This window comes from Frigoribacterium sp. Leaf415, assembly GCF_001424645.1.
Taxonomy (GTDB): Bacteria; Actinomycetota; Actinomycetes; order Actinomycetales; family Microbacteriaceae; genus Frigoribacterium.
Genome location: NZ_LMQR01000002.1, coordinates 194,673 through 218,853 on the forward strand (window position 1 = coordinate 194,673; position 24,181 = coordinate 218,853).

23 protein-coding genes, 1 tRNA gene and 1 rRNA gene are annotated in these 24,181 nt (G+C 70.9%); 14 read left to right on the top strand and 11 right to left on the bottom strand.

Features of this window, described 5'->3' with window-relative positions; all coding sequences use genetic code 11:
• Positions 1–12: 12 nt before the first annotated feature.
• Positions 13–1,167 (bottom strand): NAD(P)-binding domain-containing protein, encoded by a 1,155-nt coding sequence (locus tag ASG28_RS15525; RefSeq protein ID WP_055978189.1) that lies wholly within the window; start codon positions 1,165–1,167, stop codon positions 13–15.
• 140 nt (positions 1,168–1,307) lie between these two features.
• Here ASG28_RS15525 and ASG28_RS16235 point away from each other — a divergent pair, with 140 nt between their 5' ends.
• Together ASG28_RS16235 and ASG28_RS15530 are read left to right on the top strand one after the other, a co-directional pair.
• Entirely contained in the window at positions 1,308–1,505 is a 198-nt protein-coding gene (locus tag ASG28_RS16235) for a DUF3073 domain-containing protein (RefSeq protein WP_054147370.1), read from the top strand.
• 13 nt (positions 1,506–1,518) lie between these two features.
• A complete protein-coding gene (locus tag ASG28_RS15530; protein ID WP_055978108.1) occupies positions 1,519–1,905 on the top strand; it encodes a VOC family protein in 387 nt (128 codons plus the stop codon).
• 101 nt (positions 1,906–2,006) lie between these two features.
• On the opposite strand, the gene ASG28_RS15535 is transcribed toward ASG28_RS15530, so the two are convergent.
• Positions 2,007–2,228: a hypothetical protein gene (locus ASG28_RS15535; protein WP_055978111.1), complete on the bottom strand. Its 222-nt coding sequence runs from the start codon at positions 2,226–2,228 to the stop codon at positions 2,007–2,009.
• A gap of 110 nt (positions 2,229–2,338) precedes the next feature.
• On the bottom strand, positions 2,339–3,463 hold the full coding sequence (gene purM, locus ASG28_RS15540) for a phosphoribosylformylglycinamidine cyclo-ligase (protein ID WP_055978112.1): 1,125 nt from the start codon (positions 3,461–3,463) through the stop codon (positions 2,339–2,341).
• A gap of 71 nt (positions 3,464–3,534) precedes the next feature.
• On the opposite strand from purM, the gene purF reads away from it, so the two are divergent.
• The 3 genes from purF (at position 3,535) to ASG28_RS15555 (ending at position 7,485) form a co-directional block, all read left to right on the top strand.
• Positions 3,535–4,995, top strand: coding sequence for an amidophosphoribosyltransferase (gene purF, locus ASG28_RS15545; protein ID WP_055978114.1), 1,461 nt, complete (start codon positions 3,535–3,537; stop codon positions 4,993–4,995).
• A 133-nt stretch (positions 4,996–5,128) separates the two neighbouring features.
• Positions 5,129–5,929 (top strand): ABC transporter ATP-binding protein, encoded by an 801-nt coding sequence (locus ASG28_RS15550; protein WP_235477952.1) that lies wholly within the window; start codon positions 5,129–5,131, stop codon positions 5,927–5,929.
• The gene (locus ASG28_RS15555; protein WP_055978116.1) at positions 5,911–7,485 is read left to right on the top strand and encodes a hypothetical protein; all 1,575 of its coding nucleotides are present in this window, start codon (positions 5,911–5,913) and stop codon (positions 7,483–7,485) included. The genes ASG28_RS15550 and ASG28_RS15555 overlap by 19 nt, the downstream gene beginning before the upstream one ends.
• A 92-nt stretch (positions 7,486–7,577) precedes the next feature.
• Here the strand turns inward: ASG28_RS15555 and ASG28_RS15560 are convergent, their stop codons facing one another.
• Together ASG28_RS15560 and ASG28_RS15565 are read right to left on the bottom strand one after the other, a co-directional pair.
• Positions 7,578–7,988 (bottom strand): hypothetical protein, encoded by a 411-nt coding sequence (locus ASG28_RS15560; protein ID WP_055978117.1) that lies wholly within the window; start codon positions 7,986–7,988, stop codon positions 7,578–7,580.
• 79 nt (positions 7,989–8,067) lie between these two features.
• Positions 8,068–8,448, bottom strand: a complete 381-nt coding sequence (locus ASG28_RS15565; RefSeq protein WP_055978119.1) for a sterol carrier family protein — start codon at positions 8,446–8,448, stop codon at positions 8,068–8,070.
• A gap of 343 nt (positions 8,449–8,791) precedes the next feature.
• Here ASG28_RS15565 and purD point away from each other — a divergent pair, with 343 nt between their 5' ends.
• The 4 genes from purD to ASG28_RS15585 all read left to right on the top strand — a co-directional run bounded on the left by purD (position 8,792) and on the right by ASG28_RS15585 (position 12,757).
• Positions 8,792–10,060 (top strand): phosphoribosylamine--glycine ligase, encoded by a 1,269-nt coding sequence (gene purD / locus ASG28_RS15570; RefSeq protein WP_055978121.1) that lies wholly within the window; start codon positions 8,792–8,794, stop codon positions 10,058–10,060.
• Entirely contained in the window at positions 10,057–11,040 is a 984-nt protein-coding gene (locus ASG28_RS15575; protein WP_082454820.1) for a phosphoribosylaminoimidazolesuccinocarboxamide synthase, read from the top strand. Before purD ends, ASG28_RS15575 begins: the two co-directional genes overlap by 4 nt.
• Before the next feature lie 192 nt (positions 11,041–11,232).
• A complete protein-coding gene (locus ASG28_RS15580) occupies positions 11,233–12,147 on the top strand; it encodes a VOC family protein (RefSeq protein ID WP_055978195.1) in 915 nt (304 codons plus the stop codon).
• 40 nt (positions 12,148–12,187) lie between these two features.
• Entirely contained in the window at positions 12,188–12,757 is a 570-nt protein-coding gene (locus ASG28_RS15585; protein WP_055978123.1) for a GNAT family N-acetyltransferase, read from the top strand.
• A 99-nt stretch (positions 12,758–12,856) separates the two neighbouring features.
• Here the strand turns inward: ASG28_RS15585 and ASG28_RS15590 are convergent, their stop codons facing one another.
• Together ASG28_RS15590 and ASG28_RS15595 are read right to left on the bottom strand one after the other, a co-directional pair.
• Positions 12,857–14,359 carry a catalase gene (locus tag ASG28_RS15590; protein ID WP_055978125.1) on the bottom strand — a complete coding sequence of 501 codons (1,503 nt, stop codon included), beginning with the start codon at positions 14,357–14,359 and terminating at the stop codon, positions 12,857–12,859.
• 53 nt (positions 14,360–14,412) lie between these two features.
• A complete protein-coding gene (locus ASG28_RS15595) occupies positions 14,413–14,916 on the bottom strand; it encodes a Fur family transcriptional regulator (protein ID WP_082454821.1) in 504 nt (167 codons plus the stop codon).
• Between the two features lie 131 nt (positions 14,917–15,047).
• Between ASG28_RS15595 and ASG28_RS15600 the strand changes: the two genes are divergently transcribed.
• From ASG28_RS15600 to ASG28_RS15620, 5 genes are all read left to right on the top strand, one after another.
• A complete protein-coding gene (locus ASG28_RS15600; protein ID WP_055978127.1) occupies positions 15,048–16,382 on the top strand; it encodes an acyltransferase family protein in 1,335 nt (444 codons plus the stop codon).
• 284 nt (positions 16,383–16,666) lie between these two features.
• The gene (purS, locus tag ASG28_RS15605) at positions 16,667–16,930 is read left to right on the top strand and encodes a phosphoribosylformylglycinamidine synthase subunit PurS (protein WP_043597439.1); all 264 of its coding nucleotides are present in this window, start codon (positions 16,667–16,669) and stop codon (positions 16,928–16,930) included.
• Entirely contained in the window at positions 16,930–17,625 is a 696-nt protein-coding gene (purQ, locus tag ASG28_RS15610; RefSeq protein ID WP_054144901.1) for a phosphoribosylformylglycinamidine synthase subunit PurQ, read from the top strand. Before purS ends, purQ begins: the two co-directional genes overlap by 1 nt.
• A gap of 35 nt (positions 17,626–17,660) precedes the next feature.
• On the top strand, positions 17,661–19,976 hold the full coding sequence (gene purL, locus ASG28_RS15615) for a phosphoribosylformylglycinamidine synthase subunit PurL (protein ID WP_055978197.1): 2,316 nt from the start codon (positions 17,661–17,663) through the stop codon (positions 19,974–19,976).
• Positions 19,977–20,083: 107 nt separating this feature from the next.
• A complete protein-coding gene (locus ASG28_RS15620) occupies positions 20,084–21,190 on the top strand; it encodes an acyltransferase family protein (protein WP_055978129.1) in 1,107 nt (368 codons plus the stop codon).
• Between the two features lie 249 nt (positions 21,191–21,439).
• Here ASG28_RS15620 and ASG28_RS15625 read toward each other — a convergent pair.
• The 4 genes from ASG28_RS15625 to rrf form a co-directional block, all read right to left on the bottom strand.
• Positions 21,440–21,511 (bottom strand) — tRNA-Gln (locus ASG28_RS15625).
• A 54-nt stretch (positions 21,512–21,565) separates the two neighbouring features.
• The gene (locus ASG28_RS15630; RefSeq protein ID WP_055978131.1) at positions 21,566–22,501 is read right to left on the bottom strand and encodes an NAD(P)/FAD-dependent oxidoreductase; all 936 of its coding nucleotides are present in this window, start codon (positions 22,499–22,501) and stop codon (positions 21,566–21,568) included.
• Positions 22,498–23,988, bottom strand: coding sequence for a glutamate--tRNA ligase (gltX, locus tag ASG28_RS15635; protein ID WP_055978133.1), 1,491 nt, complete (start codon positions 23,986–23,988; stop codon positions 22,498–22,500). The genes ASG28_RS15630 and gltX overlap by 4 nt, the downstream gene beginning before the upstream one ends.
• A 109-nt stretch (positions 23,989–24,097) precedes the next feature.
• Positions 24,098–24,181: ribosomal RNA gene (gene rrf, locus ASG28_RS15640) — 5S ribosomal RNA — on the bottom strand; the annotation flags it as partial.

Consider the following 24,181-nt stretch of genomic DNA (forward strand, 5'->3'; position numbering starts at 1 on the left):
CGGGCGCCGCCCTCACCCCCGGCGTTCGGCGTCGCTCTCCGACAGCCGCGCGACGACCTGTCGGGCGATGGCGCGCCCCGCACGGTTCGCCCCGATGGTGGAGGCCTGCGGCCCGTAGCCGGCGAAGAAGAGCCGCGGGTCGCGCGTCGACGCGCCGCCTTCGACGCTCACCCCTCCGTCGGCCGACCGCAGCCCGAGCGGAGCCAGGTGTCGCAACTCGGGCCGGAACCCGGTCGCCCAGACGATGGCATCCGCGTGGGCGAAGGTGCCGTCGGCCCAGCGCACCCCGTTCGGTTCGACCGACGCGAACATCGGCCGTTCGACCAGCACGCCGCGCTCGATGCCCGACACGAAGCGCCGGGTGCGCGGGACGCCCGTGCCGCTGACGATGCTCGGCAGCGCCTGTCCCGCCCGGGCCGCGCGATCCTGGGCCGCCACGGCGGCGACGGCCGACTCGACGTCGAGCTCGCCCTGGTCGAGCCAGTCGACCGGTCGGCGCGTCACCCACGTCGTCGAGGCCGCGATGCCGTCGAGTTCGAGCACGAAGCCGATCGCGCTCGTTCCGCCGCCGACCACGACCACGTCGAGCCCCTCGAGCTCGGACGCCGCCCGGTAGTCGGAGGTGTGCAGCTGCCGCCCGAGGAACGTGTCGCGCCCCGGGTACCACGGCACGAACGGAGCACCCCAGGTACCGGTCGCGTTCACGACGACCTCGGCCCGCACCGATCCCGAGATCGGCACCGAGGCGGCCTCCGAGCCGAGGCCCGAGGAGGCGCGCCCCGCCCACCGCACCGAGAAGCCGTCCTCCAGCCCGGTCACCGCGGTCACCTCGACCGGGCGCCGCACGTCGAGCCCGAGTGCGTCCTCGTACCGGGCGTACTGGTCGGCGACGACGTCACGCGCCGGGGCCGACCGGTCGGCGTCGGCGAACCCCAGCCCCAGCCCGGCCATGCCCGGCAGATCGTGCACGCGGTGCGCGGCACCCAGCCGCAGGCTCTCCCAGCGGTGCTGCCACGCGCCTCCGGTACCGGGCCCCCGGTCGAGCACGACGAGGTCGCGTCCCACCTCGAGCCCGAGCCGTCGCAGGTACCACGAGACCGACAACCCGGCCTGGCCCGCACCGATCACGAGGACCCGCGTCCGCTCGCCTTCGCCCCCAGGAGTCATCCCGACCATCATGCCCGTCCGGGGCGGCAGCCGGGGCTAGGGGTACATGATAAGATCGGTCCAGTTTTTCAACAGCATCCTGTCGGCAGTTCCCGGGTCGTCCGACACCGTTTCCGGGCCGAGTTCAGAGGGGGTCACGCATGGGGCGCGGCCGTCAAAAAGCCAAGCACACCAAGGTCGCCAGAGAGCTGAAGTACTTCAGCCCTGACACCAACTACGGTGCACTCGAAAAAGAGTTGGCGACGAAGAACGACTCCGGCGACGAATACGTCGACAAATGGGCCGACGACTTCGACGACGAATACGACACCGGGCACGACCAGAACAAGAGCGCCTGAGGCCGGTCGGCTGATGACCTCGTCACCCTCGTCCCTCGTGTGGGAGCAGGTCGTCGTCGACTCGAGCGACCCGGCACGGCTCGCACGCTGGTGGGCGGATGCCCTCGGTTGGGTGGTCGTCTCGTCCGACGACGACGAACCCGAGATCCGTCCGACGCCCGACACGCTGCCCGGGCTGCTCTTCGTGAGCGTCCCCGAAGCCAAGACGGCCAAGAACCGTCTGCACCTCGACTTCCGCCCGAGCCCGGTCGACGGTCAGAGCCGCGAAGCGACGCAGGCCGACGAGGTCGCGCGGCTCGAGTCGCTCGGGGCCGTCCGCGCGCAGGTCGGGCAAGACGACTCCGACGTGTCGTGGGTGGTCCTCGCCGACCCCGAGGGCAACGAGTTCTGCGTCCTCTGAGCCCGCACGACGCACTCCACACGACGACGGCCCCTCGATCTCGAGGGGCCGTCGTCGTGTGTCGCCGCTCGGTCGGGTGACCGCCCGGCAGGAGGCGCGGGTCAGCCGCCGACGAGCGTCGCGACCGCGGGCAGCAGCCCCACGACCAGCAGCAGGATCATGCCGCCGGCCGTGAGAGCGGCGACCTTGCGCCCGCCGGTGACGGGTGACGCGGTCGACCGCAGCGGCGCCGGCTCGGCGGGGACCCGGCTGACCCGGGCGCTGCGCGGGGCGGCGACCGCCGTGCGCGAGACAGAGGGGAGGGGGATGCGGGTGGTGCTCATGGGTCGACTCCTTCGTCGTCCGGTCTGACGTCGTCGTCAGCACGCCCGGCACGGGCGTGCGTTCATCGTACGTCCGACTCCCGGGCGACGCCACGCGACGTGACGGGCGATCAGCCCGCGTAGGACCCGACGAGCCGCACCGCGCCTCCGTCGACGCCCTTGGCACCCTGTTCGAACCCGGCGAGATCGCGCTGCCCCGTCGAGACGGTGCCGACGGGCCAGGTCGCGATGCCGTCGGCCTCGAGGGCCGAGGTGACCGCGTCGGCCTGGGACGCGGCGACGACGGCGATCATGCCGATGCCGAGGTTCCAGGTGCCCTCGCTCGACTCGAGGGTCGAGCCGGCCAGGTCGCTCAGCACCCGGAAGACGGGCAGCGGCGACCAGGTCGAGCGGTCGACCTCGGTCCACGACCCGCGGGGGAGCACGCGAGCGAGGTTGGCCGCGATGCCGCCCCCGGTGACGTGGCTGAGCGAGTGGATCGCGCCGTCGAGCGAGGGGTCGTCGAGGATGCGCAGCAGGGGTGACGTGTAGAGCCGCGTCGGTTCGAGCAGGGCCTCGCCGACGGTGCCCGAGAACTCGGGCAGGGTGTCGTCGTAGCCGAGGTCGCGCGACGCGAGGATGTGCCGGACGAGCGAGAAGCCGTTCGAGTGCACGCCCGACGAGGCGAGGGCGAGCACGACGTCGCCGTCGCCGACGAGGTGCGGGCCGAGCTGGCGCCCCGACTCGACCGCACCGACAGCGGCGCCCGCCACGTCGTAGTCGTCGGGCCCGAGCAGGCCGGGGTGCTCGGCCGTCTCTCCGCCGACGAGGGCGGTGCCCGTCTCGCTGCAGGCGCGGGCGATGCCCTCGACGATCGAGGCGATGCGGGCCGGCACCACGCGGCCGCAGGCGATGTAGTCGGTCATGATCAGCGGCCGGGCACCGACGACGACGATGTCGTCGACGACCATGCCCACCAGGTCTTGCCCGATCGTGTCGTGCTTGTCGAGCGCCTGCGCGATCGCGACCTTCGTGCCGACGCCGTCGGTCGACGTGGCCAGCAACGGCTTGTCGAAGTCCTTGAGGAACGACACGTCGAACAGCCCGGCGAACCCGCCCACGCCGCCGACGACGCCGGGGCTGTGCGTGGCACTGACGGCCGCCTTCATCAGCTCGACCGCCCGGTCGCCGGCGGCCGTGTCGACCCCCGCTGCGGCGTAGGAGGCGCTGGTCGAGTGGGCAGAGGAGGTCGCCATTCGTTCATCCGTTCGGTGTCGCTCTAGACTGTCGCGGTAACCCCAACTCTACGGTCTGGAGCCAGATCCGCATGTGCGGCATCGTCGGTCTCGTCGCGCACGAGCCAGCAAATCAACTCGTCTACGATTCGCTCCTCCTCTTGCAGCACCGGGGGCAGGACAGCGCCGGCATCGCCACCGCCGAGGGCGGCATCTTCCACGTGCACAAGACCAAGGGGCAGGTTCGCGAGGGCTTCCGCACCCGCGACATGCGTGCCCTGCTCGGCAACATGGGCCTCGGCCACGTGCGCTACGCCACCAAGGGCGCGGCCAGCAACGAGCAAGAGGCGCAGCCGTTCTACGTGAACGCGCCCTACGGCATCGTGCTGATCCACAACGGCAACCTGACGAACACGCGCGAGCTCACCAGCGAGCTCTTCCACGTCGACCGCCGTCACCTCAACACCAACAGCGACACCGAGCTGCTGGTCAACGTGCTCGCGCACGAGCTGCAAGAGCAGGTCAACGGCAGCGAGCTCGACCCCGAGCAGATCTTCGCGGCGGTCACCCGCGTGCACGACCGGGTGCAGGGCTCGTACGCGGCGATCGCCATGATCGCCGGCCACGGACTGCTGGCTTTCCGCGACCCGTTCGGCATCCGGCCGCTGGTGCTCGGTCGCCGTCTCGCCGCCGACGGCGTCCGCGAAGAATGGATCACCGCCTCCGAGTCGCTGGTGCTCGAGTCCGGCGGGTACGAGATCGTCCGCGACGTCGCCCCCGGCGAGGCCGTCTTCATCTCGCTCGACGGGCAGATGGTGTCGAAGCAGTGCCACGCCAGCCCGCGCCTCATCCCCTGTTCGTTCGAGTACGTCTACCTGGCCCGCCCCGACTCGATCATGAACGGCATCTCGGTCTACGATGCCCGCCTGCGCCTCGGCAACCGACTGGCCGACACGATCGCCGCGCACTCTCCGATCGGCGACATCGACGTCGTCATGCCGATCCCCGACTCGTCACGCCCCGCGGCCATGCAGGTCGCCCAGAAGCTCGGCATCGAGTACCGCGAGGGCTTCTACAAGAACCGCTACGTCGGCCGCACGTTCATCATGCCGGGGCAGGCCGAGCGCAAGCGGTCGGTGCGCCAGAAGCTCAACGCGATGTCGAGCGAGTTCAAGGGCAAGAACATCCTGATCGTCGACGACTCGATCGTCCGCGGCACGACCTCGCGCGAGATCGTCGAGATGGCCCGGGCAGCCGGCGCGAACAAGGTGACGTTCACCTCGGCCGCTCCCCCGGTGCGCTTCCCTCACGTGTACGGCATCAACATGCCGTCCCGGCACGAGCTGGTCGCCCACGACCGGAAGATCCCCGAGATCGCGCGCGAGCTGGGTGCCGACCACCTCATCTACCAAGAGGTCGCCGACATGCAGGCCGCCATCACCGAGGGCAGCGACGTCACCGAGCTCGAGATGAGCTGCTTCACGGGCGACTACGTCACCGGCACGGTCAGCCCCGAGTACCTCGCCTGGGTCGAGGCCAACCAGCTCAGCTGAGCCGGCGCGTCCGTCGGCACCCGCGCCTCCTGCGCTGTGCGCCGCCCGCACGCCCGTCGCCACCCGCACCTCGCCCCCGCTTCCACCCCCTGGGGGAGGCGCGGTGTCGGCAGGCGTCCCTAGGCTGGGGGCCATGAGCGACGTCGGCATGCCCCGCCCCGAACCGACCGCGACGCCTCCGGCGTCCGCGCTGCAGATCACCGGCCTGCGCAAGGCGTTCGGCGACAAGGTCGCCGTCGACGGCATCGACCTGACCGTGCCGACGGGCTCGTTCTTCGGCCTCGTCGGCCCGAACGGCGCCGGCAAGACGACCACGCTTTCGATGGCGACCGGGCTGCTGCGTCCCGACGCGGGCCGCATCGAGGTGCTCGGCGTCGACGTCTGGTCCGACCCGACGCACGCCAAGTCACTCGTGGGCGTGCTGAGCGACGGCATCTCGCTCTTCGACCGCCTCACCGGCGAGCAGCTCGTCACCTACCACGGCCTGCTCAACGGCATGAGCCGCGAGACGACGGCGCAGCGGGTCGGCGACCTGCTCGACCTGCTCGACCTGCGTTCGGCCGGCGGCACGCTCGTCGTCGACTACTCCGCGGGCATGACCAAGAAGGTGGCGCTCGCCTGCGCGCTGGTCCATGCGCCGCGCCTCCTCGTCCTCGACGAGCCGTTCGAGTCGGTCGACCCGATCTCGGCCGCCAACATCCGCGACATCCTCCACGGTTACACGCAGAACGGCGGCACGGTCATCGTGTCGAGCCACTCGATGGACCTCGTCCAGCGCATGTGCGACCACGTCGCCGTCATCGCGGCCGGGCGCGTGCTCGCGGCCGGCACGACCGACGATGTGCGGGCCGGCTCCACCCTCGAAGACCGCTTCGTCGAACTCGTCGGCGGTCGCCAGCACAACGAGGGGCCGTCGTGGTTGCGCACCTCCTGAGCCTGCGCTGGCGGGTGCTGCTGAACGGCTTCAAGCGCAGCACCTGGCAGATCGTCGCCGCGGTCATCGGCGGGCTCTACGGTCTCGGCGTGCTCGCCGCGGTCGTCGCCGGCCTCGTCGCCCTCTCGTTCGCGCCCGAGCGCTGGGCCTGGACGGCCGGCGTGCTCGGTGGCTCGCTCGCGGTCGTCGGCTGGGTCGTCGTGCCGTTCGTCGCCCGGGGCTACGACCAGACCCTCAGCGTCTCGAAGCTGCGCCAGTTCCCCTTGCCCGCCGACCGCCTCCTCGTCGCGCTGTTCGTCGCGGGGCTGCTGGGCATCCCGGGCATCGTCACGCTCGTCGCCGCCCTCGCGACGACCTTCAGCTGGCTGCAGCACCCGCTGTCCGCCGTCCTCGCCCCGTTCTGCGGGCTGCTCGGTGTCTTCGTCTGCGTCGCGGCGTCCCGCGCGGTCGAGACCGCCACCAGTGCGCTGGGCGCCAAGCGTCGCTACCGCGAGCTGATGAGCGTCGCGATCTTCGTGCCCCTCATCCTGGCCGGGCCCCTGATCGGCCTGGTCGGCCAGGGCCTCAGCTCGCTCGGCGACGACCTGCCCCGCGTCGCCCACGCGCTGTCGTGGAGCCCGCTCGGCGCAGCCTGGTCGATCCCAGGCGACGTCGCCCTCGGCCGGCCGGGCGAGGCAGCCCTCAAGGCCCTCATCGCCGTGGCCACCCTGGGTGTCCTCCTGCTGATCTGGCGACGGGGCCTGGCGACGGCGCTCGTGGCGCCCCCGGCCGTCACGGCCACCGCGGCGTCCAAGGGTCTCGGGTTCTTCGCGCGCTTCCCCGCGACGCCGACCGGTGCGGTCGCCGCCCGCACGGCCGTGTACTGGCTGCGCGACCCGCGGTACGGCGGGTCGCTGATCGTCGTCCCCCTGATGCCGGTCCTGGCGATCTTCCTGTCGTTCTCCCTCGACACGACCTGGCCGCTGTACGCCATCGGCCCGGCCGTGGCCGCCCTGCTCGCCATCACGCTGGCCGCCGACGTCTCGTACGACGGCACGGCCTTCGCCGCCCACCTGTCGACCGGGCTCGCGGGTTCCGCCGACCGCGCCGGCCGCGTCCTGACGCTCGGGTTGTTCGCGGTGCCCTCGGTCGTGCTCGCCACGCTCGTCCCCCTGGCGGTGGTCGGGCGGCTCGACGTGGCCCCCGCGCTGCTCGGTGTCGGCCTCGGCCTCTTGTTCACGGGGTTCGGGGTGTCGAGCGTGGCCTCGGCGCTCTACCTCATGCCCGTGCCGGCGGCGGGCGAGAGCCCGTTCAAGTCGCCTCCCGGGGCCAACGTCACCTCGGCCCTGGGCCTCTACGCTTCGTGGGCGATAGTATTCGTGCTGGCACTGCCCGAGCTCGTGCTCGGCGTCGTGGCGCTGGTGCAGGGGTCGGTGCTGCTGGGGCTGCTGACGCTCGTCGTCGGCGTCGCCCTCGGGGCCGTCCTGATGGTCGTCGGCATCCGACGCGGCGGACGCCTGCTCGACGCCCGAGGGCCCGAGCTGCTCACCCGGTTGCGGCGGGCTCGCGGAGCCTGACCCCGGCCGTCGGCCCGGACGTGCTCCCGACGTCGATCGGGGTCGGCCCTGAAACGTCGGTCGCGGACGCGATCAGTGGGACGACGTCGACGTCAGACGCGGTCGGAGTCGCCGTCGGTCACCTGACGGGGCGGGGCGTCGGCCTCGTCGACCGGCACCTCGAGCCGTTCGCGTTCGACCTGGACGCGCTTCGCCCCCCGGCTGGTCACCCGCTCGGCGATGATGGCGACGACGCAGCCGACGGCCCCGCCGATCGTGAGCCCCCAGAGCGAGATGTACCCGTAGGTCTGCGCCACGCCCTCGCCCGAGTCGAACGGGAAGAGCGAGGTGACGATCAGCGACACGACGACCCCGAGCGCCGCGCCCATGATCAGGAAGACGGGCACCTTGGGCGCTCGGCGCACGGTGACCTCGTCGCGTTCGACGATCGACTCGGCGGGGCGTTCGACGGAGGGCTCGAGGACGGGCTCGGGTCGCTGCTGGTCGTCGGGTGCGTTCGTCACCCGCCCATCATCCCAGAGGAGGCCGACCAGCGCCGACGCCCGTCTCGACGTCGAGCATGGACCGCCGAGGAGGCGCGGGTCAGCCCCGCTGCCAGGCGATCGGCACGTAGCCGGTCAGGTCCGCCCTGCTGCCGGAGGCCGACACGAGCGCCCCGGCCCGCGCCTCCTGCCAGCTGAGGTCGCCGGTGGCGAGTCGCACGAAGGTGGCGGCGTCGGTCTCGACGACGTTGGGCGGCGTGCCGCGCGTGTGGCTGAGGCCCTCGCGGAACTGCACGGCGCCGAACGGCGGCACGCGGACCTCGACCGTGGCCCCGGGTTCGCCGTCGGCGAGCACCTGCAGCAACCAGCGGACGGCCATGGCGGTCACCGGTCGCGGTGCGGTCTGGTCGGCGGCGAGCGCCATCCGCACCTCGCCCACGGCGGCCGATCCCGCCGCGTCGTCGATCCGTGCCCTGGCCATGCGCCCACGCTACCCGCGCCTCCTCGTCCCGCACCGCGCCTCCCCGTCCCCGTCCCCGTCCCCGTCCCGTCCCCGTCCCGTCCCCGTCCCGTCCCGTCCCGTCCCCGTCCCGTCCCGTCCCGTCCCCGTCCCCGTCCCGCTCGAGCACATCCCGACCGCCCAGAGCGTCCCCGACGGGCCGAACCCGACATCCGCCCCCCGACACTCCGCTCACCTCCGCCCTCCCGCGGCGTGGCGCAGCCCACCGGTCGCGAATTGCACACCCCCGCCCCGGACTCGGCACCGCAGCGCGGCCGCCACCCCGGACTCGGCACCGCGGCACACCCTCGGTAGGCTGTGGCCCGTGCGAATCCTCGTCCTCGGTTCCGGTGCTCGCGAGCACGCCATCATCACCGCTCTGCTGCGCGAAGACGCGGGCCACGAGATCGTCGCGGCCCCCGGCAACGCGGGCATCGCCGACCAGGTCGGCATCGTGCACCTCGACCCCTCGAACGGCGCCGTCGTCACCGAGTACGCGCTCGAGAACGACGTCGAGCTGGTCGTCGTCGGCCCCGAGGCCCCGCTGGTCGCCGGGGTCGCCGACGCCCTCCGCACCCGGGGCATCCCGGTCTTCGGTCCCGGCAAGAAGGCCGCGGCACTCGAGGGCAGCAAGACCTTCGCGAAGCGCATCATGGACGAAGCCGGCGTGCCCACCGGGCGGGCCACGCGCGTGGGCACCCTCGACGAGGCCGTCGCGGTGCTCGACGACTTCGGCTCCCCCTACGTCGTCAAGGCCGACGGGTTGGCGGCCGGCAAGGGCGTCCTCGTCTCGGACGACCGCGACGCGGCGGTCGAGCACACCACCTACTGGTTGCAGCACGGGCCCGTCCTCGTCGAGGAGTTCCTCGAGGGGCCCGAGGTCTCGCTGTTCTTCCTCAGCGACGGTCACACGGTCGTGCCGCTCAGTCCGGCGCAGGACTACAAGCGCCTGCTCGACGGCGACGCCGGCCCCAACACCGGCGGAATGGGCGCCTACTCGCCGCTGCCCTGGCTGGCCGACCGCTTCGGCAGCGAGAAGGACTTCGTCGACGAGGTGCTCGACACCATCGCCACCCCGACGGTGCGGCAGCTCGAGTCCGAGGGCACGCCGTTCATCGGCCTCCTCTACGCCGGGCTCATCCTCACCGAGCAGGGCGTGCGCGTCATCGAGTTCAACGCCCGCTTCGGCGACCCCGAGACGCAGGTCGTCCTGCCCCGTCTGATCACGCCGCTCAGCGGGCTGCTGCTCGCGGCGGCGACCGGGTCGCTCGGCAACCACGAGTCGCCGCGCTTCTCGTCCGACGTCGCCGTGACGGTGGTCCTCGCCAGCGAGGGCTATCCCGAGGGCGCCGTCAGCGGTCGGCCGCTGCACGGGCTCGACGACGCGACCGCCGTGGCCGGCGTCCACGTGGCCCACGCCGCGACCGCCCGTCTCGACGACCGGCTCATCGCCACCGGCGGGCGCGTGCTCAGCGTCGTGGCGGAGGGGTCCGACTTCACCGAGGCCCGGGGTCGGGTCTACGAGGCCCTCGCCCGCATCGAGTTCGAGGGCGGCCAGTACCGTCACGACATCGCCGAGCGGGTCGCCCGATGACCGCCCCCGACGGCACCACGACCCCGGCCGACGCGACGGCAGGAGGCGCGGCTCGCCAGACCACGCCCGTCACGCCGGGCACCCCCGGCCACCTCGACGGCTGGACGCCCGTGTACTCGGGCAAGGTCCGCGACCTCTACGTCCCGGCGCCGGTGGCCGGCTCGGTCGGCGACGCCGCCACCCTCGAGGACACCGAGCACGTGCTGGTCGTCGCGAGCGACCGGGTCAGCGCCTTCGACCAGGTGCTCGAGCCCGGCATCCCGGGCAAGGGCGCCCTGCTCACGCAGCTCAGCCTCTGGTGGTTCGCGCAGCTCGCCACCGTGCCGAACCACCTCGTCGACCCGACCACCGCCTCCGTCTCGTTGCCCGCTCAGGTCCGTGACCGCGCGATGCTCGTGAAGCCGCTCGACATGTTCCCCGTCGAGTGCGTCGTCCGCGGGTACCTGGTCGGCAGCGGGTGGGCCGAGTACCGCGAGCAGGGCACGGTCTGCGGCATCCCGCTGCCCGAGGGGCTGTCGAACGGCGACCGGCTGCCCGAACCGATCTACACCCCGGCGTACAAGGCGCCGCTCGGCGAGCACGACGAGAACATCTCGTTCGAGCGCACCGTCGAACTGGTCGGCGCCGAGACCGCGGCGGCCCTGCGCGACCGGTCGCTCGAGATCTACCGTCTGGCGTCCGACGTGGCCGAGGCCCGCGGGGTCATCCTCGCCGACACGAAGTTCGAGTTCGGCGCCGACCGGGCCACGGGCGAGATCACCCTCGGCGACGAGGTGCTCACGAGCGACAGCAGCCGCTTCTGGGACGCCGAGGTCTACGCCTGGGGCAACCGCACCCAGAGCTTCGACAAGCAGATCGTCCGTGACTGGCTCTCCGCGCACTGGGACGGCACGGGCGAGGCCCCCGCGCTGCCCGACGACATCGTCGCCCGCACGGCCGCCCGCTACCGCGAGCTGATCGAGCGCCTCACCGCCCGCTGACCCGGGCCCACACCATGAACCCCGTTCCGGACGATGAACCCCCTCCTCTCGGGGTTCATTGTCCGGAACGGGGTTCCTCGCGTGCCGAGGGTGACGACCTCGTGTCGGCCGGGAATGCCCGACACGGCCGACGGGTTCATGTCGATGACACGTCACCGATCAGGTGACCACCCGATCCGACCGAGGGCAGCCATGACCGACACCTCCGCGACCGACGCGACCCGCGCCTCCTCGTCAGACCTGCTCGCCGCCGACACCGGCATGGGGGCGGTCACCCTCCGGGTCGCCGACCTCGACGCGATGACCGCGTACTACCGCGACGCGGTCACCCTGACGGTGCTGGCCGCCGAACCCGCCGCGGGCCGCGTGGTCCTCGGCCGAGGAGCGACCCCGATCGTCATCCTCGAGCACGCGCCCGAGCTGAGGCACGCGGGCCCGCGCGAGGCCGGCCTGTTCCACACCGCGATCCTGTTCGAGACCGAGGCCGACCTCGCCGCCGCGGTCTACAGCGTCGCGACCCGTCACCCCGGCACGTTCACCGGCAGCGCCGACCACCTCGTCAGCAAGGCCTTCTACTTCACCGACCCCGAGGGCAACGGCATCGAGCTCTACTGGGACCGTCGACGCTCCGAGTGGTCCTGGACGCACGGCCAGGTCGACATGGCGACCCTCGCCCTCGACCCGAACGCCTTCGTGCAGCAGAACGTCACCGAGGAGGCGCTGGCCGGCTCGGCGTCCCGTCCCGCCACGGTCGGCCACGTCCACCTGAGCGTGGGCGACGTCGAGTCGGCCCACCGGTTCTACGTCGAGCAGCTCGGCTTCGAGACGACGACGCGCTTCGGGCCGCAGGCCCTCTTCGTCAGCGCGGGCGGCTACCACCACCACATGGCGATGAACACCTGGAACAGCGCCGGGGCCGGGCGCCGCCAGCTGGGGTTGGGGCTCGGCCTGGTGCGCATCGAGGTGCCGACGGCCGACGACCTGGGCGCCCTCGGCGAGCGCCTCGGCCACCACGGCGTCGCCACCCGCGACGACGGGCGGATGCTGGGGTTCGACGATCCCTGGCTCAACCAGATCCAGGTGTCCGTGCGACCGCAGTCGACCTGAGCCTCGGTCGCAGGCCGAACCGGTCGATACGGTGGGGACCATGCCTGCAGCCGAGTCCCCCACCTTCTCCACGACCCGCGAGGGCGACCTCACGCTCGATGACCACGAGGCGATCGCGGCGATGCTCGCCCGGGCCTTCCCGAGCTACGACCACTGGTACGCCGGGGCTCGCAGCTGGGCGGGCATGCAGCCCGAGCTGCGGGTCGTCGCGCGTCAGGGCGACGTCGTGGTGGCGCACGCCGGCCTGCGTCGCCAGTTCGTGACCGTCGGCGACGCCGATCTGCTCGTCACCGCGGTCGGCATGGTCGCCGTCTCGCCGACCGTCCAGGGCACCGGCCTCGGCGGCGAACTGCTCCGTCAGGTCGACGCGGCACTGACGTCGCTCGACAGCGGCTTCGGGGTGCTCGAGACCGGAGACGACGTGCAGGGCTTCTACCGACGCGGCGGCTGGCTGCCGCTCGACGGCCTCACGGCGCACTACACGGCGTTCAGCGCCGACGGCGCCGGCGTCCTCGTCACCCAGGACCACGGCTGGCTGCTCCGTGAGGGCACGCGCACCCTGGCCGACTGGCCCCAGGGCGAGTTGCACTGGAACGGTCAGATGGTCTGACCCGGGCGGCACCCGGGACCCCGCGAACCCGGAACGCCGAGGAGGCGCGGTGACCGACGAACGGTCACCGCGCCTCCCGCGGTCTGTCGCGACTTCCGGCTACGCCGGGATGCCGACCTCGGCCGGGTCCTCGTTCGAGCCGGGAGCCTCGGGCTCGACGCCCTTGCGGACGCGCAAGCCCAGGGTGGGGTCGACGTTGGTCCAGTACTCGTAGACGCGCTCGCGCAGGGCGGGCTGGGTGACCTTCGAGACGTGGCCCACGATGTTCTGCACCAGGCGGTCGCGCTCCTCGTCGTTCAGCACCTCGCGGACGAGCGTGCCGGCCTGGCCGAAGTCGTCGTCCTCGGGGTGCAGCGTCACGGACGAGCGGACGAGCTCGCCGTCGCTCTCCCAACCGCCGGTGTCACCCGCGGCCCGCGGGTCCGCCGCCGGGCCGCCCACCGAGTTCGGTGCGTAGACCGGAGCCGTCGCCTCGCTGAAGTGGTACCGCGCGGCGCCGTCCTTCGAGTACGAGTGCACCTCGGTCTTGGGCGTGTTCACCGGCAGCTGCTGGTGATTGACGCCGATGCGGTAGCGGTGGGCGTCCGCGTAGCTGAAGATGCGCGCGAGCAGCATCTTGTCGGGGCTGGTCGCGATGCCGGGGACGAAGTTCGACGGGGCGAACGCGGCCTGCTCGATCTGCGCGAAGTAGTTCTCGGGGTTGCGGTTCAGCGTCATGGTGCCGACCTCGATGAGCGGGTAGTCCGCGTGCGGCCACACCTTCGTCAGGTCGAACGGGTTGAAACGGTACGTGGCCGCCTCGTCGTAGGGCATGACCTGCACCGACAGCGTCCAGGTCGGGAAGTCGCCACGGTCGATCGCCTCGGAGAGGTCGCGGATGTGGAAGTCGGCGTCCTCGCCCGCGATGCGGTCGGCGTCGTCCTGCGTGAGGATCTTGTTGCCCTGGTTCGTCTTAAAGTGGTACTTGACCCAGAAGCGCTCGCCCTCGGCGTTGATCCACTGGTACGTGTGCGAGCCGAAGCCGTCCATGTTGCGCCACGAGGCGGGGAGGCCTCGGTCACCCATCAGCCAGGTGACCTGGTGGGCAGACTCGGGCGACAGCGTCCAGAAGTCCCACTGCATGTCGTGGTCGCGCAGGTGCGAGCCGGGCAGGCGCTTCTGCGAGTGGATGAAGTCGGGGAACTTCATGCCGTCACGGATGAAGAAGACGGGCGTGTTGTTGCCCACAAGGTCGTAGTTGCCCTCGCTCGTGTAGAACTTCAGCGCGAAACCGCGGGGGTCGCGCCACGTGTCGGGGCTGCCCTGCTCACCGGCGACGGTCGAGAAACGGGCGAGCAGCTCGGTCTCGACACCGGGCTGGAAGAGCGCGGCGCGCGTGTAACGCGAGACGTCGGCCGTGGTGACGAACGTGCCGAAGGCTCCGCCGCCCTTGGCGTGGACGATGCGCTCGGGCACCTTCTCACGGTTGAAGTTGGCCAGCTTCTCGACCAGCTTGTGGTCGTGCAGGACGATCGGGCCGTCGGCGCCGACCGACTGCGAGAACTCGTCGCTGGCGGCGGGGGCGCCGTTGTCAGTGGTGGTGATCTTCTTGGCGTCGGTCATGTGTCCTCTTTCGTTCGTGGTTCGTCGTCGTGTGAGATCAGGGGGCGGGCGGGTCAGGCCACCGGGACGGCCGCGTCCGCGCGGTCGGACGAGGAGGCGCGGCTCGCCTGGTCGCCCTCCGCACCGTCGGCCTCGGCCGCTCGACAGGCCGGGCACAGACCCCAGAAGGTCACCTCGGCGGTCTGCACGAGGTATCCCGAGTCGTGCGAGGGGGTGAGGCAGGGGGCGTGGCCGACGACGCAGTCCACGTCGGCGACCGAGCCGCACACCCCGCAGACCACGTGGTGGTGGTTGTCGCCCGTCCTCAGCTCGTAGAGCGCTGCCGAGCCCGCTGGTTCGATGCGACGCACCAGCCCCGCGCCGGTCAGCGCGTTGAGGACGCCGTAGACCGCCTGCACCGACGTGCCGGGCAGGTCGAGGGCGACCCGGGCGAAGACCTGCTCGGCGGCCGCGTGGGGCGACGGCTCGAGGGCGCGCAACACGGCGAGCCGGGGCTCGGTCACGCGCAACCCGGCGGAGCGCAGTGCTTCGCGGGGGTCGTCGGTCGGATGGGTCATGCATCAAGTGAACCACTCTTTTGATCAGATCAAAACAATCCGGGCCACCTCGGAGGACGTTCCCTGGTTCGGACGCGCCGCACCTGTGGACAACCACACCCGAGCGGCCCCGGGTCGCTACCGTCGTCGACATGAGCACCGCCGCCACGACACCGCCGTCCGTCGTCGTCCCCCCGGGCCGCGACCTCGTGGTGGATCTCGCCCGCGTCTTCTGCGTCCTGCTGGTCGTCGCGATCCACGTGATGATGGCCGGTGTCGCCGTCGACGCGACGGGCGCCGTCGTGGCGAACCGTCCCCTGCAAGAGCAGTCCTGGTTCCCGCTCTCGACGTGGGCCGGGCAGATCATGCCGCTCTTCTTCGTGGTGGGCGGGTTCGCCAGCGCCACGGCCTGGGCCGGGGCACGGCGTCGCGGCGCCGACGCCGGCGACTTCGTCCGCGGTCGCCTCCTGCGCCTCGCCCGCCCCGCGAGCGCGGTCTTCGTCGTCCTCGCGATCGCCCTCGCCGTCGCGACCCTGCTCGGCGTCGATCCCGAACTGCTCGACGTCGTGGCGACCGGCGTGGGCTCGCCGTTCTGGTTCCTCGCCGCCTACGGCATCACGCAGCTGCTCGTGCCGGTGATGGCCCGCCTGCACGCGACCCGCCCGTGGGCGACGCTGTCCGTCCTGGTCGTCGCCGCGGTCCTGGTCGACGCGGTGCGGTACGGCACCGGCGTCACGGCCGTCGGGCTCCTCAACCTCGCCTTCGTGTGGCTCTTCGTGCAGCAGCTCGGCTTCGCCTACGCCGACGGGCTGTTCCGTCGGACCCCTCGGGCCGTGCTGCTCGTCGTCGCCGTCGTGGCGTACGCCTCGCTGGTCCCGCTGACGACGGCCGGGCCGTGGTCGGACGACATGCTGAGCAACCTCAATCCGCCGACGGTGCCGCTCATGGTGCTCGGGGTGGCGCAGATCTGCGTCCTGTCGCTCCTGCACCCCGTCCTGGCGCGTCTCATGTCCACGTCGGCGGCCCGCGCCGTCGTGTTCGCCGTCGGCAGCCGCGGCATGACCATCTACCTCTGGCACCTCCCGCTGTTGATCGCCGTGCTCGGGGTCCTCTTGGCCGTGGGCGGGCCGCTCCCCCAACCCTCGACCGCCACCTGGTGGTGGACGCGCCTCCCGATCTGGGCCCTCGTCATCGGGCTGACCTGCCTGGTCTCGCTGGCGACGGCCCGGTTCGAGCTGCCGCCGCGAGCGTTCGCCGAGGGGCGGCGCCGCGCCTCCTGGTGGTCGATCGGGGTGGCGGCGGTGCTCGCCATCGGGCCGCCGTTCGACGTGATGCACGAGGGCCTCGACCTGCGCAACGCGATCGCGGGCGCGATCTGCCTGCCCCTGGCCGTCTGGCTGCTCGGCCGGTCGCGCCCCGACGTCGACCCGGAGTCCGCCCCGCGGGCCGCCGCCGACAGACCCGCGGACGCAGCCCACACGGGGTAGACGCCCGGCCGACGGGGGGCTCGGCCGGGCGTCCGGCGGTCTCGGAGCGGATCAGGAACCCCGGGACCGGACGCGGAACAGAAGGCCCGATCACGAGGCCCGCGCTCTGTCCGCTGAGAACACTCTGCGGCGCGAACCAATGATCCGGCTGACAGGTGGCCCGCATTCCGCTGACCATCGCCGCGACGGTCGATGCGTCCACGACGACGGCACCACCAGGAGGCGCGCGCGGCTGCCGTAGACTCGTCGCGTCCACCCGTTGACGCCTCTGCAGGAGTAAACCAGTGCCCACAATCGTCGTCGAGGTCATGCCCAAGGCTGAACTGCTCGACCCCCAGGGCAAGGCCGTCGCCGGTGCCCTCTCCCGTCTCGGCAAAGGGGCGTTCACCGACGTCCGCATCGGCAAGCGCTTCGAGGTCACGGTCGAGGGCGAGGTGACCGACGCCGTCCTCGCGGACGTCCGCGAGCTCGCCGACGACATGTTCTCGAACTCGGTCATCGAGGACGTCGTCTCGATCACCGTCGCCGACGCTCCCGCCGCCCTCTGATGCGCGTCGGCGTCGTCACCTTCCCCGGCTCCCTCGACGACCGTGACGCGCAGCGCGCGGTCCGACTCGCGGGCGGCGAGCCCGTCGCCCTCTGGCACGGCGACCACGACCTGAAGGGCGTCGAGGCGATCATCCTGCCCGGCGGCTTCAGCTACGGCGACTACCTGCGTGCCGGCGCGATCGCCTCCTTCTCGCCGATCATGGCCGACGTGGTCGACGCCGCGAACGCGGGAATGCCCGTCCTCGGCATCTGCAACGGCTTCCAGATGCTCGCCGAGGCCCGCCTGATCCCGGGGGCGCACACCCGCAACGCGCACCAGCAGTTCATCCGCCGCGACCAGCGTCTCGTCGTCGAGAACGCCCGCACCGACTGGACGAACGGCTTCACCGAGGGTCAAGAGATCACCATCCCCCTCAAGAACGCGGACGGGCGCTTCATCGCCGACGCCGAGACCATCAAGCGCATCGAGGGCGAGGGGCAGGTGGCCTTCCGCTACGTCGGCGTGAACCCGAACGGGTCGATGGACGACATCGCCGGCGTCACCAATGCGCGCGGCAACGTCGTCGGCCTCATGCCGCACCCCGAGCACGCCGTCGAAGAGGGCTTCGGCCCCGACACCCCCGCCGCGATGTCGAGCGGCGTCGACGGCCTGACCTTCTTCACGTCCGTTCTCGAGAGGGCCCTCGCCAAGTGACCGACCAGACCGACCGCGCCCCGCACGACGCCGAGATGATCGACGTCCGCCCCGAGGGTCACGTGCCCGACACCGTGGCGAACGCCGCGGCGACGCCTGATCGCGAGCAGCCCTACGGCGCCCTCGGCCTGAAGGCCGACGAGTACGCGAAGATCCGCGAGATCCTGGGGCGTCGCCCCACGAGCGGTGAGCTCGCCATGTACTCGGTCATGTGGAGCGAGCACTGCTCCTACAAGTCGAGCAAGATCTACCTCCGGCAGTTCGGCCAGAAGGTCTCGCCCGCCATGAAGAAGAACCTCATGGTCGGCATGGGCGAGAACGCCGGAGTGGTCGACGTGGGGGGCGGCTGGGCCGTCACCTTCAAGGTCGAGTCGCACAACCACCCGAGCTACATCGAGCCGTTCCAGGGGGCGGCCACCGGCGTGGGCGGCATCGTCCGCGACATCATCTCGATGGGTGCCCGCCCCGTCGCGGTCATGGACCAGCTGCGCTTCGGCGACATCGACGCGGCGGACACGGCCCGCGTGGTCGACGGCGTCGTGGGTGGCATCAGCTTCTACGCCAACTGCCTCGGCCTGCCCAACATCGGCGGCGAGACCTACTTCGACGCCGTCTACCAGGGCAATCCCCTGGTCAACGCACTGGCCGTGGGCGTCCTGCGCCACGAAGACCTCCACCTGGCCAACGCCCGGGGCGTGGGCAACAAGGTGGTCCTGTTCGGTGCGCGCACCGGCGGTGACGGCATCGGCGGCGCCTCCATCCTCGCCTCCGACACGTTCTCGTCCGGCGGGCCCACCAAGCGTCCTGCCGTCCAGGTCGGCGACCCGTTCGCCGAGAAGGTGCTCATCGAGTGCTGCCTCGAGCTGTTCCGCGACGAACTGGTCGAGGGCATCCAAGACCTCGGTGCAGCCGGCATCAGCTGCGCCACGTCCGAGCTCGCCTCGAACGGCGACGGCGGCATGTTCATCGAACTCGACAACGTCCTGCTGCGCGACCCGTCGCTCACCGCCGAAGAGATCCTGATGAGCGAGAGCCAAGAACGCATGATGGCCGTCGTGCGTCCCGAGAAGCTCGACGCGTTCCTCGCGGTCGTGGCGAAGTGGGACGTCGAGACGAGCGTGCTCGGCGAGGTCACCGACACCGGCCGTCTCGTCATCAACTGGCACGGCGAAGAGATCGTCAACGTCGAGCCCCGCACGGTCGCCGTCGACGGCCCGGTGTACGAGCGCCCCGTCGCCTACCCCACCTGGATCGACGCCCTGCAGGCCGACAGCGCCTCGTCGCTGCCCCGCCCCACGGGCAACGCCGTCCTGCGCGAGCAGTTCCTCGAACTGCTCGGCTCGCCCAACCTGGCCGACAAGAGCTGGGTCACGAACCAGTACGACACCTACGTGCTGGGCAACACCGCGCTCAGCTTCCCCGACGACGGAGGCATGATCCGCGTCGACGAAGAGACCGGTCTCGGCTTCGCGATCGCGACCGACGCCAACGGGCGCTACTGCCAGCTCGATCCCAAGCAGGGTGCTCGCCTGGCGCTGGCCGAGGCGTACCGCAACGTCGCCGTGACCGGTGCCGTGCCCGCCGCCGTGACCGACTGCCTGAACTTCGGCAGCCCGGAGGACCCCGAGGTCATGTGGCAGTTCTCGCAGGCCGTCGAGGGACTGGCCGACGGGTGCCTCGAACTCGAGATCCCGGTCACCGGCGGCAACGTGTCGTTCTACAACCAGACCGGCACGCGTCCGATCCACCCCACTCCCGTGGTGGGCGTCCTCGGCGTGATAGACGACGTCGCCAAGCGCATCCCGTCCGGCTGGCAGGACGAAGGCGACAACATCTACCTGCTCGGCACCACGGCGCTCGAGCTCGACGGATCGGCCTGGGCCGGCGTGGTCCACGACCACCTCGGTGGACGCCCGCCGGCGGTCGACCTCGCGGCCGAGGCGCAGCTCGCGCAGCTCCTGCACGCCGGTGGCGACCAGTCGTTGATCGCGGCGGCCCACGACCTGAGCGACGGCGGCCTGGCACAGGCGCTGGCCGAGGCCGTGCTGCGCTTCGGAGTCGGTGCTCGCGTCTGGCTGGGTGAGATCATCGAGCGGGACGGCATCGACGTCGCGACCGCCCTCTTCAGCGAGTCGACCGGTCGCGTGATCGTCTCGGTGCCCCGCGAGGACGACGTCCGCTTCCGCGGCCTCTGCGAGGGCCGTGGCTACCCGGTGGCCCGCATCGGCGTGACCGACGGCGAGTCGGGGTCGCTCGAGGTACAGGACGTCTTCACGGTGTCCATCGACGAGCTGCGCAGCACCCACCGTGGCACTCTGCCGGCCCGCTTCGGAGCCACCATCGGCGACTAGTCACCATCCTGCGACGACTCGAAGGCCCTCACCACAGGTGAGGGCCTTCGAGTTCGTGGGAGGCAGAACCCCAGGGCCCCGCATCTTCTGCATGTAAAATGTCTCATATGCAGACCCCGACCCCGTCCCCTGAGGCGTCCTTCCGTGATCGCGAACGCTTCTCGGGCATCCAGGGCCTCCGGTTCGTGGCAGCCCTCCTGGTGGTCGTCACCCACACCGTGTTCTACGCCCACGAACGACTCGACCCCTCGTTCCGCCCGTGGAGCTACGGATCGGTCGGGGTGGACGTCTTCTTCGCGATCAGTGGGTTCGTCATGATGCACACCGTCCGTCGCCTCGAGGGCACGCCGCGGGCCTGGGCCATCTTCGCGCGTCGCCGACTCGATCGCATCGTCCCGCTCTACTGGCTCGCGACGACCCTCAAGGTGCTGACGTTGGTACTCGTCCCTTCGGCCGTGCTGCACGCCACCCTCGAGCCGGCCAACACGCTCGGGTCGTACTTCTTCATCCCGACCCGCAACGCCGAAGGCAACATCGAACCCGTCCTCGGCGTCGGCTGGACCCTCGTCTTCGAGTGTGCGTTCTACGCCCTCGTGGCCCTGTGCCTGGCCCTCAGACTCAGAGTCCTGCCCACCGTCGGAGCGGTGCTCGTCACCTGCTCGGCGCTGTGGTGGGCCTTCGACGCCGCACGCCCGGCATGGGCGGTCTATTTCGACCCCATCGTCCTGTTCTTCCTCATCGGCATGGTGATCGCCGAGCTGACGCGTCCCGCCCGCCGTGGCTGGTTGTGGGCCGTGCTCGCGGTCTCCCTGGTGGCCCTGGCGGTCGTGCTCGCCACGTCCGTCGGAGACGGGGGCTTCGGGCGCAACGCACCAGCCCGATTCGCGGGCGTCACGGCTGTCGTGGCGGCGACGGTGCTGGCCGAAGGTCCCCTTCGCCGCGTGACGCCGACCTGGGTGCTCACCGGCGGTGCCGCGTCGTACGCGCTCTACCTGTTCCACCCCTTGGTGGCCCCGGCCGTGCCCGAGCTCTTCGCGCGCCTGGGTTGGATCGACGGCTGGCTGTCGGTCGCCGTGTCGGTTCCACTCCTGGTGGCCTTGTCGTTCGTCATCCACCGTCGCGTCGAGCGCCCCATCGCCAGGGTTCTCGCCCGACGAGGACGCGGCCCACGGCGCCCACTCGGCTCCGAGTCAGAAGAGCCCCAACCGGCCTAGCTGCTGACGCCCGACGGCACACCGACCACTCCGCCCGAGGCGCGAGGCGCGACGCGCGACGCGGGGACGATCGCGTTCGGCGAAGCCGAGAACGCCGTCGGAGGCGGACAGACAGGCCCGAACAGCAATTCCCCCGGGCCACAGGGCCGTCACGATGGCGTTCGGCGAAGCCGAACACGTCGCCGGAGGCGGACAGACAGGCCCGAACAGCAATTCCCCCGGGCCGAAAGGCCAGGGGGAACAAAGTTGCTGGGGTACCTGGACTCGAACCAAGAACAACTGAACCAGAATCAGTCGTGTTGCCAATTACACCATACCCCAATGATGACAACCGTCAGGTCTACATCACTGTCGGCCCATCATCTGGACCGACGTCTACTGTACAGCATCTGCCAGGTGTTCGAGGCCACCGATGAGGTCCCGGTTGATCACGGCAGCGACACGGGCGCCGTCGCCGGCGGCAACGATGAGTTGCTGGGGGCCGGGCGCGGTGCTCTCGCCGGCGGCGTACAGCCCGGGAACCGACGTGCGACCATGGTCGTCCACGACGAGCAGTCCGTCGCCGTCCAGGTCGGCCCCCGTCGCCGAGACGTAGTCCAGCGCAGCCGACCACTCCGGGCGGACGAAGCCACCGGCCCGAGGCACGACCGTGCCGTCCTCGAGCACGACGCCACGCATGCCGTCACGATCGCCGTCGATGCTCATGACGCGACGACGATCCACGGTGATCCCCCGGGCGGCCAACGCAGCCTCGTCCGCCGAGGTCACCACGTCCGAACCGTGCGTGAAGACGATGAGGTCGTCGGTCCACTGCGAGAGCAACAGGGCGCGGTCGACGAGGTCGGGGTGCTCACCGATCAGGGCGAGCGGCTGGTCACGCTTGTCGTACCCGTCGCACTCGATGCAGCTGTGGACGTACGTGCCGTAGAACGCTCGGAGTTGGGCGATCTCAGGCAGGGTCTCGCTCAGCCCCGTCGTCACCAGCACGGTCCCTGCCAGCGCGGACGACTCCTGCCCACGGAACGCGCACGAAATCTCGAACCCGCCGTCGACCGGGACGACGTTCGTCGCCAGGGTCTGCCGGTGTTCGGCCCCCTCGTACCCCAGGAACTCGTCGCGTCCGAGCTTGCGGAGCTCGAGCGGCGAGATGCCGTCGCGGGTGAGGTACCCGTGCGAGAGCAGCGTGGCGGAGTTCCGCGGCCGGTTGCTGTCGATCAGCACGACGCGTCGGCGGGCGCGGACGAGGTTGAGCGCGGCGCTCAACCCTGCGGGGCCGCCCCCGATGACAGCGACGTCGTAGCGCTCGGTCATGAGCGGTCGGCGAGAGCCGAGAGTCGGGCAAGGGTCGACTCGCGGCCGAGGATCTCCATCGACTCGAACAACGGCGGACTCACGCGACGCCCGGACAGCGCCACCCGCAACGGGCCGTAGGCCACGCGGGGCTTGAGGCCGAGTCCGTCGACGAGCGCCTCCTTGAGGACCGCCTGGATCGACTCGTGCGTCCAGTCGGCCAGGCCCTCGAGGGCAGCCAAGGAGGCGCGCAGCACCTCGGTGGACCGCTCGCCCAGCGAGGCCAGCGCGTCGTCCTCGTGGACCAGGTCGTCGTCGGCGACGAACAAGAAGCCGAGCATGCCACGAGCCTCGGACAGGAGGGTCATGCGTTCTTGGACGAGGGGCGCCGCCTGCACGAGCACGGCACGCTCGGCCTCCGTCGGCGGAACGCTGACGACCCCGTCGAGGTAGGGCAGCAGTCGCTCGGTGAAGTCCCCAACGGACAGCAGTCGGATGTGGTCGCCGTTGATCGACTCGGCCTTCTTCACGTCGAACCGCGCGGGGTTCGGGTTCACGTCGACGACGTCGAACGCCGCGACCATCTCGTCGATCGAGAACACGTCCCGATCGTGAGTCAAGGACCACCCCAGGAGCGCCAGGTAGTTGACGAGGCCCTCGGGGATGAAGCCGCGGTCTCGGTGGTGGAACAGGTTGGACTCGGGATCGCGCTTCGAGAGCTTCTTGTTGCCGTCACCCATGACATAGGGCAGATGGCCGAACCGAGGGACGAACGTGGTGATGCCGAGCTCGACCAGCGCCTCGTAGAGGGCGATCTGGCGGGGAGTGGACGAGAGGAGGTCCTCACCGCGCAGGACGTGGGTGATGCCCATCAGAGCATCGTCCAGCGGGTTCACGAAAGTGTAGAGAGGCACTCCGTTCGGTCGGACGACGACGAAGTCGCTGAACGATCCCGCCGGGAACGTGATCTCACCACGGACGAGGTCGTCGAAGCTGAGGTCGCGGTCGGGCACTCGCAACCGGAGCGCCGGCTGACGCCCCTCGGCTCGGAACGCCGCACGTTGCTCGTCGCTCAGCTCACGCTCGAAGTTGTCGTAACCCTGCTTGGGGTCTCGACCGTTGGCGATGTTGCGAGCCTCGATCTCCTCACCCGTGGCGAAACTCTCGTAGAGAAGCCCCCGCTCGAGCAGCTGATCGATGACCCCGCGATAAATGTCGTGGCGCTGAGACTGACGGTAGGGGCCATGAGGCCCACCCGCGTCGACGCCCTCGTCCCAATCGATCTTGAGCCAGCGCAGGCCGTCGAGGATCTGCTCGTAGCTCTCTTCGCTGTCTCGGGCCGCATCGGTGTCTTCGATGCGGAAAACGAGCTTGCCACCCGTGTGTCGGGCGTAGGCCCAGTTGAAGAGGGCGGTGCGGATGAGGCCGACATGCGGCGTTCCGGTGGGCGAGGGGCAGAACCGCACGCGCACGTCGGTGCCGGTGGCGGTGGAGAAGGGAGCTGACATCGCTGACGATCTTACCGGGGTTGGTGGGTGGGTCAGTGTTAAACGCAGAAAGGCCCCTTCCGAGGAAGGGGCCTTTCTGGTGTTTCGTGTGCTGTTCGCACTAAAAGGAGTCCGGCGGTGTCCTACTCTCCCACAAGGTCCCCCTTGCAGTACCATCGGCGCTGAGAGTCTTAGCTTCCGGGTTCGGAATGTG